10 protein-coding genes are annotated in these 14,868 nt (G+C 39.4%); 6 read left to right on the top strand and 4 right to left on the bottom strand.

Annotated elements, in window-relative coordinates; all coding sequences use genetic code 11:
- Window positions 1-69: 69 nt before the first annotated feature.
- The 4 genes from I6E72_RS03955 to ettA form a co-directional block, all read right to left on the bottom strand.
- The gene (locus I6E72_RS03955) at window positions 70-564 is read right to left on the bottom strand and encodes a TlpA family protein disulfide reductase (protein WP_197111115.1); all 495 of its coding nucleotides are present in this window, start codon (window positions 562-564) and stop codon (window positions 70-72) included.
- A gap of 62 nt (window positions 565-626) precedes the next feature.
- A complete protein-coding gene (locus I6E72_RS03960; protein WP_021032146.1) occupies window positions 627-1,535 on the bottom strand; it encodes a histone deacetylase family protein in 909 nt (302 codons plus the stop codon).
- A 53-nt stretch (window positions 1,536-1,588) separates the two neighbouring features.
- On the bottom strand, window positions 1,589-1,957 hold the full coding sequence (locus I6E72_RS03965) for a PilZ domain-containing protein (RefSeq protein ID WP_007581201.1): 369 nt from the start codon (window positions 1,955-1,957) through the stop codon (window positions 1,589-1,591).
- Window positions 1,958-2,113: 156 nt separating this feature from the next.
- Window positions 2,114-3,787 (bottom strand): energy-dependent translational throttle protein EttA, encoded by a 1,674-nt coding sequence (gene ettA / locus I6E72_RS03970; protein WP_007581203.1) that lies wholly within the window; start codon window positions 3,785-3,787, stop codon window positions 2,114-2,116.
- 333 nt (window positions 3,788-4,120) lie between these two features.
- Between ettA and I6E72_RS03975 the strand changes: the two genes are divergently transcribed.
- The 6 genes from I6E72_RS03975 to I6E72_RS04000 all read left to right on the top strand — a co-directional run bounded on the left by I6E72_RS03975 (window position 4,121) and on the right by I6E72_RS04000 (window position 14,831).
- Window positions 4,121-4,768 carry an outer membrane beta-barrel protein gene (locus I6E72_RS03975; RefSeq protein ID WP_197111116.1) on the top strand — a complete coding sequence of 216 codons (648 nt, stop codon included), beginning with the start codon at window positions 4,121-4,123 and terminating at the stop codon, window positions 4,766-4,768.
- A 214-nt stretch (window positions 4,769-4,982) separates the two neighbouring features.
- Window positions 4,983-5,930, top strand: a complete 948-nt coding sequence (locus I6E72_RS03980) for a homoserine O-succinyltransferase (RefSeq protein WP_010555178.1) — start codon at window positions 4,983-4,985, stop codon at window positions 5,928-5,930.
- Window positions 5,920-6,993 (top strand): homocysteine S-methyltransferase family protein, encoded by a 1,074-nt coding sequence (locus I6E72_RS03985; RefSeq protein WP_166378502.1) that lies wholly within the window; start codon window positions 5,920-5,922, stop codon window positions 6,991-6,993. The genes I6E72_RS03980 and I6E72_RS03985 overlap by 11 nt, the downstream gene beginning before the upstream one ends.
- A 9-nt stretch (window positions 6,994-7,002) precedes the next feature.
- A complete protein-coding gene (metH, locus tag I6E72_RS03990; RefSeq protein ID WP_197111119.1) occupies window positions 7,003-9,633 on the top strand; it encodes a methionine synthase in 2,631 nt (876 codons plus the stop codon).
- Between the two features lie 1,133 nt (window positions 9,634-10,766).
- Window positions 10,767-11,522 (top strand): hypothetical protein, encoded by a 756-nt coding sequence (locus I6E72_RS03995; protein ID WP_197111120.1) that lies wholly within the window; start codon window positions 10,767-10,769, stop codon window positions 11,520-11,522.
- A gap of 210 nt (window positions 11,523-11,732) precedes the next feature.
- Entirely contained in the window at window positions 11,733-14,831 is a 3,099-nt protein-coding gene (locus I6E72_RS04000; protein WP_197111121.1) for an Ig-like domain-containing protein, read from the top strand.
- The last annotated feature ends 37 nt before the right edge of the window (window positions 14,832-14,868 follow it).

Genomic DNA, 14,868 nt, shown 5'->3' on the forward strand with positions numbered 1-14,868 from the left:
TTATGAGCTTAAATTGTAGTATAAAGTTTATATTACTTATATTTTTAAACTAAATTTAGACCTATATTATTACTCAGATATGGAGTGCAACAATGTTCGTGCCTTTAAATGTAGGTTTGCGTCCTCTGGGTTTGACGTATTAGTCAGCCAAATTACATTGCCTTCTTTATTTACAAACAATGTAGTAGGTGTGCCTCGTATACCTAATTGCTGTGCTATTGCATCGGCTTTTACGGCTGTTTTAAAAGTATAACCTCTATCGCTAAGCGTTTTAGCGGGAGTAGCATCGTCATCTTCTTTAAAGCTCACGGCAATAACTTTTAAGCCCATATCATCAATTTTTTGAAGTGCTGGCTGCAGCTTTTTACAGTACGGACACCACGTTGCCCAAAAGTGCAAAACGTAAGGTTGACCTAATAAATCTTGAGTATTGAGTGTAGATCCATCAGCCATTTGTAAATTTAATGTAGGTAACTTAGGGTATGTTTCTTGCGTACTTTCTTCTTGCGAATAGCTTGTAAAGCTTATAAAAATTAGTGCGATGGCAATAAATAGTTGCTTCATAATATGTTCGTTCTTATTTTACATATTAAATAAGAACGGGAATTTAACATTTTTATTTCAAACTAAAAGCGAGCTGCTTGCTCAACAACAATAGCGTGGCGTTTAGCAAGGCGAAGATGGTCTTTATCGTATCCTCCACCTATTACTGTGGCTACGGGTGTGTTGTGTTCAAGGCAGCGTTTTAGCACTAAATGGTCGCGCTTAACTATGCCATCCCAGCTGATATCTAATTTACCCAAGCCATCGCCTTGCCAAATATCAACGCCAGCATCGTAAAGTACCAAGCTTGGGTTTAGCTCTTTAAGTAAATAACTCAAGGTGTCGTCAACTACGGCAAGGTATTCGTCGTCTTTCATATTATCGGCTAAGCCAATATCTAAATCGCTAGCGGATTTTCTGAAAGGGAAGTTTTTTTCACAATGGATAGAGCAAGTATAAGCGTATGCTTGATGCTGTAACATTGCGGCTGTGCCATCACCTTGGTGCACGTCTAAATCAAAAATAAGCACGTTAGTTACTTCACCCGATTCAATTAAAGTTTGCGTGGTAAAGGCTAAATCATTAACCATGCAGTAGCCTGAGCCAAAATCGGTATGCGCATGGTGTGTACCACCGGCTAAGTGGCACGCTATACCATGTTTAAGTGCTAAACGAGCTGTTTGCAAAGTGCCTTGAGGTGCTGTAAAGGTACGTGCCATAAGCTCTTTTGACCAAGGTAGGCCAATGCGACGCATTGCTTTTTCATCTAAGCGGTTATTCCACAAATCATGTATGTAATTTTCGCAGTGTATTAGCTCAAGTGGCTCTGGCGTGCCTAATATTGGCTCAACCAGGTTATCGCCAATCAAACCAAGCTTTGCTACATGCTGATATAAATGTGCAAACTTACTCATTGCAAAACGATGCTTTGGATCGAAATTAAACGAGTAGTTAGGGTGATACACCAAAGGTAAATGTGGATTTAAAGTCATGTTTGCACAAGTTAAAAAGTTTGCACTATGGTAATCAACTAATCCAAATGAGTCTATTCTTGCGTGTCGTGAATCAACATAGCGAGTTCGCGATGTAATAGTTCGTCATCAGCTAAGTTTAGCTCTATTAAACGCTTTAAATAAGTAATGCTGTCTATATCAATATGGTGGCATTTTAAACCAATATGATCTGCTTCTATATGGCACACCACAACCTCCATTTTTATTTCTATTTCGCTTTGAGGCAGCGAAAAACGCAGAACAGCTTGGCTATTTTGGTTGCCAATAAAAGCATCACATTTAGTGATTAATGCGCCATGCAAAGATACATCAAGTAATTTACATGGGTATTGGTGATCATTAAAAATTACTTGTGCATCGGTTGAAAATAAAACACGAGAAAACTGACGACGATTTTGCATAACCTAATTTAGCCTTACTGTTTTTATAATAAATTAAGCATAGCGGGTAATTCTCTACATGCTAGCAGGATATGCTCCTGTAATGCTGGTGGCATAAAAAAGCCCCGCATAAATGCAGGGCTTAGTATTACTGTAATAAATTAGCTACAGTAAATATTAACCAATTTTTTTGTACTTAATACGTTTAGGTTCAGTTGCTGCTGCACCTAGTGTCTTTTTAAGCCACTCTTCGTATTCAGTATAGTTACCATCAAAGAAGTTAATTTGACCTTCGTCGCGGTAATCTAAAATGTGCGTAGCAATACGGTCAAGGAACCAACGGTCATGCGAGATACACATTACACAACCAGGGAACTCTAAAATAGCGTTCTCTAGTGCACGTAGTGTTTCAACGTCCAAGTCATTGGTTGGCTCATCGAGTAGTAACACATTGCCGCCAGCTTTTAATAACTTAGCAAGGTGTAAACGGTTACGCTCACCACCTGATAGGTCTTTAACAAACTTTTGCTGATCGTTACCTTTAAAGTTAAAGCGACTTACATACGCACGGCTTTGGAACTCAAAGTTACCAATTTTTAGTACGTCTTGGCCGTCTGATATTTCTTGGAAAACAGTTTTGCTTTCGTCCATACCGTCGCGGAACTGATCAACAGTAGCAAGGTGTACGCTTTCGCCAACGGTAATGCTACCGCTGTCTTGCTTTTGCTCACCACTGATCATTTTAAACAGCGTTGATTTACCCGCGCCATTAGCACCAATAATGCCCACAATGGCACCTTTTGGCATGCTAAAGCTTAAATCGTCAATTAAAACGCGATCGCCAAAACTCTTACGAAGGTTAGTTACTTCAAGCACTTGGTCGCCTAAACGTGGGCCAGGTGGAATAAACATCTCGTTAGTTTCGTTACGTTTTTGGTAATCAGACTGCTGCATTTCAGTAAACTGAGCCATACGTGCTTTTGACTTAGCTTGACGACCTTTAGGGTTTGAACGAACCCATTCAAGTTCTTGCGCAATTGATTTTTGACGTGCTTTTTCAGATTTTTGTTCTTGCTGTAAGCGCGCATCTTTTTGTTCAAGCCAAGAAGAGTAGTTACCTTCCCATGGAATACCTTCACCACGGTCAAGCTCCAATATCCAACCCGCTACATTATCAAGGAAGTAACGGTCATGCGTTACCGCCACAACAGTGCCTTCGTAATCGTGTAAGAAGCGCTCTAACCATGCAACCGACTCAGCATCCAAGTGGTTAGTTGGTTCATCGAGAATAAGCATGTCTGGTTTTTCAAGCAATAATCGACATATAGCAACACGACGACGCTCACCACCTGAAAGGTGCTCAATTTTAGCATCCCATTCTGGTAGGCGAAGTGCATCAGCAGCACGCTCTAAAACGTTGTCGATGTTATGACCATCGTGCGCCTGAATAACAGCTTCAAGTTCGCCTTGCTCTTTTGCAAGTGCGTCAAAGTCAGCGTCTTCCATGGCGTATTCGTTATACACTTCGTCAAGACGTTTAAGTGCGTGTTTAACTTCGCCAACAGCTTCTTCAACAATTTCACGAACTGTTTTGCTTTCGTCTAAAACAGGCTCTTGCGGTAAATAACCAATTTTTGTACCAGGCTGAGGATGTGCATCACCTTCAAAATCTTGGTCAACACCGGCCATAATACGTAGTAACGTAGATTTACCAGAACCGTTTAAACCAAGCACACCAATTTTAGCACCAGGAAAAAAGTGTAACGAAATATCTTTTAAGATAGTGCGCTTAGGTGGCACAACCTTAGATACTCGACTCATCGAGAATATAAATTTATCAGGTAAAACCATGGAGGAAAGCCTTCAAATAATAATAAAAATTTCAATGTTGTATTGTAGTGGCTGACAGGTGAAACAGTCAACGAATGCTGTATAGAACAATACGCTTACCTAAGCGGTACTTTGTTTTGATTGCTCGTTTAAAACACTACTATTACAGGATTTCTATTATGTAAAATTCTGTAATCTATTGTTTTATATTGTTCAAATACATTCCATTTTTAACAAAAGTGGTACAGTATATTTACAAGCTGTAAAGTATAAGCAAGTTATATAGGCAGGCCACACTTAGTTTGTTGTTAAACATCACATTATTAAATATTACAAAGATTTAAAGGAATGAACATGAAAATAGTTACAAAGTTAGGAGCGTTACTTTTAGGTTTATACTCATTTTCGAGCGAAGCAGACATACTCCACGTAAATGGTTATTACCAAGGAATAGGGATAGGGTCTACGCAAATTGATGTATACGAGAGTGATAGCATACAGTTTACAACGCTTTATGGCCGGTTTGGATATCAGTTTTCGCGATACTTTGCATTAGAAGGGCGTATAGGTTTTGGGTTAAATGATGAGTCAACTCCTCTAAACGGAATTGTTTATACTCAGAACCCACAGGACGGTTCGCTTAGCTCAGAATTCATTAAGAGCGAAATCGATTCAAGCCTTGATTTGCAAACAAGTATATTTGTAAAAGCTAATTATCCAATTTCATCTCGAGCTGATGTGTTTTTATTTGGTGGCTATGGTAGAAATAAATTAAGTTACAATGAAGGCGACTTAAAAAACCTTGCAGAATCAATAACTGGTACAGATACAAATTCTACGTTAATAACTGAGCAAAACTACGACGAAGGCGGCGTAACGTATGGAACTGGCGTTGACTTTAGGTTAACTCAACGCTGGCAATTAAGCGCTGAATACCAATATTTTGATACAGATGAAGGCGATATTTACGCACTTAATTTATCTGTGGTTTACCGTTTTTAACTGTATATGCGCTACTCGTTTTTAGTAGCGCTACTTCAAAATATTAAAGCAGGTTATTTTATAATAGAGGCGTTTTTCCTCATACATACCACCTCGGTAAATCCTAATTTAATAGAATGAATAAATTTCATTTAGACATCTATACATCTAGAGGTTGATATTTTTTACTTTCAGTTCATAATTAAGCTTCGGTTTTTATGAGCAGGAGTAAAGTATGCCAATTACAGTAAAAGACGAGTTGCCGGCAATTGCACGTTTACGTCAAGAAAACGTATTTGTAATGCCAAAAACACGTGCAAAAACGCAAGAAATACGCCCAATGCGTTTGGCTATTTTAAATTTAATGCCTAATAAAGTAGAAACCGAAGTTCAGTTTATCCGCTTGCTTGCCAACTCGCCTTTGCAAGTAAACGTAGAGCTGCTGCGCCTCGACACTCACCGCAGTAGTAGCAACTCAGAAGAGCACCTTGATACCTTTTATCGTTATTTTTCTGAGGTTAAAGACAACAATTACGATGCGTTAATTGTAACCGGTGCGCCACTTGCTCATTTAGAATACGACGATGTAGCGTATTGGGATGAGTTAAAAGTCATTATTGATTGGGCTGAGCAACACGTTACCTCTACGTTATTTTCGTGCTGGGCAGCACATGCAGCGCTATATCACCGTTACAATTTAAAACGCGATTTAAAAGACGACAAACTGTGTGGCGTATTTACTCACCAATGTTACTTTGATCACGGCGCACTGACTCGCGGATTCGACGACACCTTTTTAGTACCGCACTCGCGTTATGGCCACATTGATATAAATAAAATAAACGCCTGTGATGAGCTAGTTGTACTGGCTGGTTCTGAGCGAGTAGGGGCTTACTTACTTAAAAATAAATCGGGTAGCCAAGTGTTTATAACCGGTCACCCAGAGTACGACGCCGACTCGCTAAAAGCAGAATACGACCGCGATTGTAAAAAAAGCCCTAATGCACCAAAACCCGAAAATTACTTTCCGGATGACGATGCAACCAAACAACCTTCAAAAACGTGGCAAAGCCATGCTTTTTTACTTTTTTCGAACTGGTTAAATTACTACGTGTACCAAACCACACCGTATGATATTAATTTAGTTAGCCAAGACGTGAGGACTAACAACTATGCCGAATAACGCTCCTACAAATAATAAGCAAGCCGAAATAAGCGCCGCATTAAAAGAACGCATTTTAATTTTAGATGGCGCTATGGGCACCATGATCCAAGATCATAAGCTAGAAGAAGAAGACTATCGCGGAGAGCGTTTTAAAGACTGGCATGTATTAATTAAAGGCAATAACGATTTATTAAGCCTAACCAAGCCCGATTTAATCACTGATATTCATCGTGGTTTTTTATCAGCGGGCGCCGATATTATCGAAACCAATACGTTTAACTCGACCACTATTTCGATGGAAGATTACGACATGGCAAGCCTAAGTCGTGAAATAAACCTAGAGTCGGCTAAATTAGCACGCGCCATTTGTGATGAATTTACGGCTAAAACGCCAGAAAAACCACGTTATGTAGCCGGTGTTTTAGGGCCGACATCTAAAACGTGTTCAATTTCGCCAGACGTAAACGATCCGGGTTACCGAAATGTCACCTTTGACAAGCTGGTTACTGCGTATATTGAATCAACACTTGCATTAATGGAAGGCGGCGCCGATTTAATACTAATCGAAACTATATTCGACACCCTTAACGCAAAAGCCGCCTCGTTTGGCGTTGAAGAAGCCTTTGAGCAAGCAGGGCGTAAATTACCAGTTATGATTTCGGGTACTATTACCGACGCCTCTGGCCGTACGCTTTCGGGGCAAACAACCGAAGCATTTTATAATTCTATTCGCCATATTAAGCCTATTTCGATTGGCTTAAACTGCGCGCTTGGTCCTGATTTACTGCGCCAGTATGTAGAAGAGTTATCGCGCGTGTGCGAAACCTTTACATCGGTACACCCTAATGCGGGCTTACCAAATGAGTTTGGTGAATACGACTTAGAAGCGGGCGATATGGCAACTGAAATTATCGATTGGGGTAAATCGGGCTTTATTAATATAGTAGGCGGATGCTGTGGCACCACGCCTGCGCATATTCGCGCTTTTGCAAAAGGTTTAGCGGGCGTTAAACCACGCCAACTACCAGAGCTTGAAGTACGCATGCGTTTATCAGGCCTTGAAGCCTGTAACTTAAATTAAGGAGCCAGCATGACCCAACAAATAGCAGTATTTACTAATGTCGGCGAACGTACCAATGTAACGGGTTCTGCCATGTTTAAACGTTTAATCATGGAAGAAGACTTTGAAGCCGCGCTAACAGTGGCACGCGAACAAGTAGAAAACGGCGCACAGGTTATTGATATAAACATGGACGAAGCCATGTTGGACTCAAAAGCCGCCATGGTTAAGTTTTTAAACTTAATAGCCTCAGAACCTGATATTTCTCGCGTACCAATTATGGTCGACTCCTCAAAATGGGAAGTAATAGAAGCAGGCTTAAAGTGTATTCAAGGCAAGGCTATTGTTAACTCAATATCGTTAAAAGAGGGCGAAGAGCCGTTTACTCGCCAAGCTAAAATAATAAAACGCTTTGGTGCAGCCGCTGTTGTAATGGCGTTTGATACCGACGGGCAAGCCGACACGGCAGACCGTAAGTTCGCAATATGTGCGCGCAGTTATAAAATATTGGTAGAAGACATTGGCTTTGCGCCAGAAGATATTATATTCGACCCTAATATATTTGCCGTAGCCACCGGTATTGAAGAGCACGACAACTACGCCGTAGAATTTATTGAAGGCACTCGCCGCATTAAACAAAATTTGCCGCACTGTAAAGTGTCGGGCGGTGTATCAAATGTATCGTTTTCGTTTAGGGGTAATAACCCCGTGCGTGAAGCCATTCACTCGGTGTTTTTATATCACGCTATTCAAGCTGGTATGGACATGGGTATTGTAAATGCGGGGCAACTAGCCGTTTACGATGATATACCAGAAGAACTACGTAAAGCCGTTACAGACGTAATACTTAACACCGACTCAGGCGCAGGCGAGCGTTTAGTAGAGCTTGCACCAAAATACTCGGGTATGGCGCAAGCCGAGCGAGTAGAAGATTTAGAGTGGCGCACATGGCCTGTTGCAAAACGCCTTGAGCACGCGCTTGTTAAAGGTATTACTACCTTTATAGATGAAGATACCGAAGAATGCCGCGCCGCAGCAGCTAAACCTATTCACGTAATTGAAGGGCCGTTAATGGACGGCATGAACGTGGTAGGCGACTTATTTGGGGCAGGTAAAATGTTTTTACCACAAGTTGTTAAATCGGCGCGCGTAATGAAGCGAGCCGTAGCCTACCTAGACCCATACATTGAGCTTGAAAAAGAAGAAGGCTCAACTAACGGTAAAATAGTAATGGCGACCGTAAAAGGTGACGTACACGACATAGGTAAAAATATTGTAGGCGTGGTACTGCAATGTAATAACTATGAAGTAATCGACTTAGGTGTAATGGTACCGGCTGATAAAATATTACAAACCGCAATCGACGAAAAAGCCGATATTATTGGATTATCGGGCTTAATTACCCCATCGCTTGACGAAATGGTACACGTAGCAAAAGAAATGAAACGCCGTGGTTTTGAACTGCCGCTGTTAATTGGTGGAGCTACTACTTCTAAAGCGCACACCGCAGTAAAAATTGAGCCGCAATATGACAAAGGCGTAGTGTATGTAAGTAATGCCAGCCGTGCGGTAGGTGTAGTATCTAATTTATTATCAAAAGAGCATAAGCCTGGTTTTTTAGAAAAAACCCAAGCTGAATATGTAAAAGTACGCGAGCAACAAGCACGTAAAAAACCACGCTCTAAGCCTGTCACAATCCAGCGCGCACGCGATAACGCAGCACAACTCGATTGGGATAACTACACGCCACCAGTGCCTAAAAAGCTCGGCGTGATCGAGTTTAAAAACGTATCAATTGCCACTTTACGTAAATACATAGATTGGACGCCATACTTTATGACGTGGTCAATCGCTGGTAAATACCCGCGCATAATGACCGATGAAGTAGTAGGCGAGCAAGCGCAAAGCTTATTTAAAGACGCTAACGATATGTTAGACGACCTTGAAAAAGCAGGCAGTTTGCAACCACTTGGCGTAATTGGTTTATTCCCTGCTAACCGCGTTGGGGACGACATAGAAATATACACCGACGAAACACGCAAAGAGCTGTTAACTACCTCATGTCATTTACGTCAGCAAACCGAAAAAACCGACTTTGCTAACTACTGCCTAGCCGACTATATAGCACCCAAAGGTACACCAGATTATTTTGGCGCATTTGCAGTAACGGGCGGTTTAGAAGAAGACGACTTAGCGAATGCGTTTGACGCACAGCAAGACGATTACAACAAAATAATGATTAAAGCGGTTGCCGACAGGCTCGCAGAAGCGTTTGCAGAATACCTGCACGAAAAAGTACGTAAAGAGTATTGGGGTTTTGCACCAGACGAAAACCTAGCAAACGATGAGCTAATACGCGAAAACTACCAAGGTATTCGCCCAGCGCCAGGTTACCCAGCGTGCCCAGAGCACACCGAGAAAAAGAAAATTTGGCAGTTGCTCGACACCGAAAAACGCATTGGCATGCAGCTAACTAGCTCGTACGCCATGTGGCCAGGTGCTGCTGTTTCAGGTTGGTACTTCTCACACCCAGAAGCTAAATACTACGCAGTAGCAGCAGTACAAAAGGATCAGGTAGAAGACTACGCTAAACGAACCAATATGACGCTTGAAGAAGCTGAACGTTGGCTGTCGCCGAACTTGGGGTATGATCCAGAGTAGAGCGAACGGTCAGTTTTTAGCTATCAGTAAAACAAAAACGAGCCAAATTAGGCTCGTTTTTTGTTCTAAAATCATTAATGTTTATTGGCTAATAACTCATCTATTTTGTTCATGACAACTTCTGGAGTTGGTTTAGACGTTTGTTGTTTTAACCAATATATTATCCACTCTGACTTTAAAGCCTTCTTTAATGCGATAGCTTTGACCGGTTACCTAAATATCGGTGCATAAATGGAACCACGGGCATACCAATTAAAAATACTATAACCTTTATCATCAATTTTACTTTCAATAATGTTGGTATAATAGGTGTAGTAACCACCATAAGTAATAAAGTTATTCCATATAGTTTGTACCACTTATTTAAACTGTGTAGGCTAATTTCGGTATTTTTAATTTTTAGCCAGAGCAAGCCTGCTAGCATTGCAGACATAGGAGTACCAAAAATTAAACTCGAACTAAATGGTGTTCCTTAAAAATGAGGGCGTTGTTGTTTAAAGTTTCAATTACTGATGATACTTCAACCCATGACACCCAAGGTTAAGTCAAAAAAATAAAATAAAGAGCAAACTCTGTTTCATTTTAAGTAACGTAATCTGACTCTGCTTCACCATTTTTATTATCATATTGATAAAAGTATTTTTGCACTTTGACGTAAAACAAGTCAAATTAGCCGTTCTAATCATATTTTAGGAACAGAAAAACTAAAATGCATAGCTCGTGTACTATTAAAACTCGTGATATTAGCTTGTTAAAAAGAACTTTAAATTTAGCTTTACTATTTACTCATATAATTTTCTTATTTGGAGTCGCTGCCACCGCATTCGATCGTGAGAGTTATGAGGTGATAAGTACCGAAAGATATGGCAATAGTGATCTTTTAATGCAATCTAGCTTAGCTGATATGTTTGTATCCCCTTGGTTTGCTTATTTGTGCTTAGTTTTGATTCCAATAACGTTAGTAAAAGAATGGTTTATGAAGGGCTATAACACCCGGGTTTACTTAAATGCATTAGCTTCGTTTATAAGCGGATTAATAATCTATATATTTATTATTAATCTCTATAACATCTAAAGGTTTAAGCATGCCTTTAGGCGGTAAATTAAGACATGAACGCGCTAAAGGACTAAAAATGAAGTATCTAAATTTCATCTTACTTTGCTTATCTCTACTTTTTACATCTAGCACATTTGCTCTTGAGCAAAAGTATCACGAGTTCGTTTTACCTGTTATTGCTGCATTTGAAGCTAATGACAAAGCCGCAATTGCAGCACTTGTTCGTTACCCATTAAAACGACGATACCCCATACCTGACATTAAAAATGAAGCTGAGTTTATTAACCGCTTTGATGAGATATTTAATGATGACCTCGCCGCAGTTATTGGTAGCTCTAATATTGATACCGATTGGGATAGTGTCGGTTGGCGTGGCATTATGCTAAATAACGGCGTTATGTGGGTAGATACCGAAGGTAAAATTATTGCTGTAAATACACAAAATACTAAAGAGCAGGCACTTGCTAAAAGCTTAATCGAACAAGGTAAGCAATCCTTGCACGCAAGTATTAATACATTTGAAAAGCCAGTACTCGATTGGAAAACGTCTAGCTACCATATTCGAGTTGATGATTTAGGCGATCATAATTATCGGTATGCAGTGTGGGGTATTAATAAAAAACCAAGCGACAAGCCTGATATGGTTTTACTAAATGGCGATATTACATTTGAAGGTAGCGGTGGGAATCATCATTATACCTTTAAAAATGGTCGCTATAGTTATGTGCTACAAGTAACTATTATTGGCTGCGATACATCACCGCCAGGTTGGCTTGAAGTTTATAAAGACGATGAGAGGTTGTTGTCTGAAGATGTTATAAGCACTCAATAATCGCTTTTTATTAGTAAGTATGCGGCTAAAATTTTTATAAAAGTAGTTTTAGCTGCAAGTTAAATGTTATTACTTTATTTCTTCTATCTCTTTGTAAAACTTTGTTAATCGCCTCTTTATTTCCGGTTGGTACTCTATATAATGCCGTGTTAATGGAACGTTGCAGTTGTAGTGACGTGATTAAATAAAGAAATACAAAGGATTATGGAATTGATTAAACTATCTTGCCTTACGTTGCTCATGATGAGCGCGTATTCAGTGAATGCCAATACTCATGCACAACCTATAAAAAACACTCAAGAAAATACTTACGGTGATGCTGTTTTAATTAACGATCAAAAAATAAATTTTGATAAAGCTCATTTTGAAAGTTTATCTAAAAAACCTCAATTCGCGCCAATTATAAAAAATAATAGCCTTACTCAAACTGCCTCAGACGAGGAAAGCATAGAGCTTAGTAGTGTATTTCGTGAATTTTCGCTAGGTAACTCAACAGGCCGCAAAGGCTTGTACGTTGCACCTCTGTCGGGTGTGGGTAGTAAGCATATTATATCCGCCCAAGAGAGCAATTTTAATATTATAGAATATGTAAAAGGTGCGTATGAAGTAACTGGTCGCTACGACTTTGATGACTATATTGAAGATACCACGCTAATTAAAGATATAGTGGCAGATACATACTACTTATATGTTTTAGAAAATAACGCAGTACATAAAGTTAATTTAGTCACTCAAGAGATAGAGCTAAGTAAAGAGTTTTATTACCCAAGAGCAGCAGATAAGTTTGATATAAACAACGATGGGCAAGATGAGCTTTTTGTTTATCAAAGTAGTAAGCTTTTTGTACTTAACTCGCTCGATTTGTCTGAAATTGCGGTACTTGAAAACGTACCACAAAATTTTGTGACAGGCTCGTTTACTGAGGCTAATGCAAAAGAAGTTTTATTTAGTGATGGTGCGGTTTATAGATTCGAAAATTCAGAGCTTTTACTGCATAAACAACTTAGTGTGAGTCTTAATGGCGAGCATTTAATTGCTGTTGATATTAATAACGATGGCTTAGATGAAGTGATTAATGGGCAAAGTTGGTACAGCATAGAAATGCTAAGCCCAAGCACTGAAAGCATTTTATGGACAGCTCAAAGCGACTTAGATATTGATAAGGTAATAGTTGCAGACATTGATAACGATGGTACCGACGATTTAGTTTACGGCGATGGTCAGTGGGGAAGTTTATACGCGCTTTCACTCACAACAGGCGTTGAGTTTTGGAGTATTAATAATCCAGAGCATGGTGTGTCGGGCATTGTTGTAGATGACCTTAACGGTGATGGTAAGCAAAATATTGCTTGGGGCTCAGGTTATTCTTCATCTGGTGAAGATGGTTTTTATATTCACAACACGGATGACAAAACTCAACAGTGGGCTAAAGGCATTAAGTACTACTCAAATAAAGCGTTAGCACTTGCTGATATTAATAACAACGGAAGCTTAGATATACTTTATTCCGAGCGTGACAGTAACGCTTTGCATATAGTAGATACACAAACTAATGAAAAAATACTTACAAATATAAGCGTTAATAACGATTGGGATAATAATAATTTAGTTACTACTGCTCAGCTGTTTGATGATGGTAAGAATTATATTATTGCTGGCAGCTCTGCTATATACGATGCGAATGTACAGGTGTTTTCACCTGAAACGGGTGAAGAGCTATTTCAAACATATCTTGGCGACGGAGACTACATTAGTACCTTAACAACGTTAGATATTAATAATGATGGCAAGCTAGAAATAATAGTAGGTAATGGTGCTGAGCATACAGGAAGTGAAGGTACCTTTTTTAAAGTATTAAATGGGCAAACTGGAGAGTTATTAAAAACATCGCCTCGCTTAGGATTTTATTGGGGCGGCATGAGTTCAATAGTAACTGGAAGCTTTCTTAATAACGAAAATATAGATGTGGTTGGTCTCGTTAGTGATTACCTCATTAGTTATGACTACTCTGAAAACACTATATCTAAAGTTGCTTTGGAGCAAAGCTTTAACGGTTTGGTTAACACTGTTATTAATGGAGAAGAAACTTTAGTTGCATCTACCTATAACGGCTCACTTTACAAAGTGGCATTAAATGGGCAGACAACATTAATTAGTGAAGTGTGCCAAAACACTTTAAATAATATTGTGTCTGTAAGAGCTGGATTTGTGCAGTATTCGTGTTCTGATCAGTTTGGTGAATATAACCTAGATAACAATGTGGTTTCATACACTGCTAAGCGTAAGAATAATGACAGTTGGTTAGCAACTTCTACGTATAATAATGTTGATTATACCTTGTTGGCAGGTCAGTCATTGGAGGTGTTTTCTAATCAAGTTGCTGAGCCTTTAGCTAAGCCTGAAGCTTTAAGCTACTCTGATCATGTTTTAAAAAGCATACAAATAGACTTACCTGTATCAGATGATATTGATTATGTAGTTTTAAATAAGAGACCAACTCTGGGTAGGGTCGAGTTTACCGACAGACAGGCGGGTCTATTAACTTATATACCATCGGGCGCTGTAGGCATTGACGAGCTTAGTTACTACACAGTAAAAGATCGTTCACGTTCAGCGTTATCAAGCTTAACGTTAGAGCTAAAAAATACAGCACCTACAGCAAATAATATGACACTACAAACTCATTGGAATACACCGCTTAACTTTAATTTAGAAGGTATGGATGAAGACGCAGAGCCATTAATATTTCAAATTAAAAATTCGCCTGCTCATGGGCAAATTCAGTTAATGGACTCTGCTTTAGGTAGCGTGACCTTTTCACCAAGTGGTGACTCGGTTGAGCCAGTATCAGTTAGCTTTACAGTGAAAGATTCTTTAGTTGAATCAGAGCTTCATAATGTTGTTATTGAACTGACAAATACAGCTCCACAAGCTCAAAATGTAACATATAACACCTCTTATAAGAGTGAAGTGAATGGTCGCTTTTCAGCATTAGATAGCGACAACGATACACTTGAATTTGAAGTGGTAACAGAGCCAAATTCAGGAACTTTAACATTTGAGCCTGATACTGGATTGTTTAAACTAACTCCTACGAGCGAATCCGATCATGTAGTAACGTTTAGCTATGTAGCTAAAGATAAATTTGATAGTTCTGCAGTTCAAACTGTGACTATAAACGTTGAAGGTAAGCAAGCTGCTACGGTAGCGACTCCTTCATCTGATTCAGGCTCTAGCTCAGGTGGCAGTATTTATTACTTACTTACGCTGCTATCAGTGGTTTTATTTGGTAGACGCCGTTTTAATTAGTAGTTAAAAGCTTATTTACACTATCTAAAACCGCCAA

Origin of the sequence: Pseudoalteromonas sp. NSLLW24 (assembly GCF_015864725.1) — a bacterium.
Lineage (GTDB): Bacteria > Pseudomonadota > Gammaproteobacteria > Enterobacterales > Alteromonadaceae > Pseudoalteromonas > Pseudoalteromonas arctica.

What these genes read in the sequence shown, in the direction of transcription:
- metH (WP_197111119.1), top strand. Translation starts at nt 7,003, where the DNA reads ATGACCCAACAAATAGCAGTATTTACTAATGTCGGCGAACGTACCAAT.
- I6E72_RS03980 (WP_010555178.1), top strand. Translation starts at nt 4,983, where the DNA reads ATGCCAATTACAGTAAAAGACGAGTTGCCGGCAATTGCACGTTTACGT.
- I6E72_RS03960 (WP_021032146.1), bottom strand. Translation starts at nt 1,535, where the DNA reads ATGACTTTAAATCCACATTTACCTTTGGTGTATCACCCTAACTACTCG.
- I6E72_RS03985 (WP_166378502.1), top strand. Translation starts at nt 5,920, where the DNA reads ATGCCGAATAACGCTCCTACAAATAATAAGCAAGCCGAAATAAGCGCC.
- I6E72_RS03965 (WP_007581201.1), bottom strand. Translation starts at nt 1,957, where the DNA reads ATGCAAAATCGTCGTCAGTTTTCTCGTGTTTTATTTTCAACCGATGCA.
- I6E72_RS03995 (WP_197111120.1), top strand. Translation starts at nt 10,767, where the DNA reads ATGAAGTATCTAAATTTCATCTTACTTTGCTTATCTCTACTTTTTACA.
- I6E72_RS03955 (WP_197111115.1), bottom strand. Translation starts at nt 564, where the DNA reads ATGAAGCAACTATTTATTGCCATCGCACTAATTTTTATAAGCTTTACA.
- I6E72_RS03975 (WP_197111116.1), top strand. Translation starts at nt 4,121, where the DNA reads ATGAAAATAGTTACAAAGTTAGGAGCGTTACTTTTAGGTTTATACTCA.
- ettA (WP_007581203.1), bottom strand. Translation starts at nt 3,787, where the DNA reads ATGGTTTTACCTGATAAATTTATATTCTCGATGAGTCGAGTATCTAAG.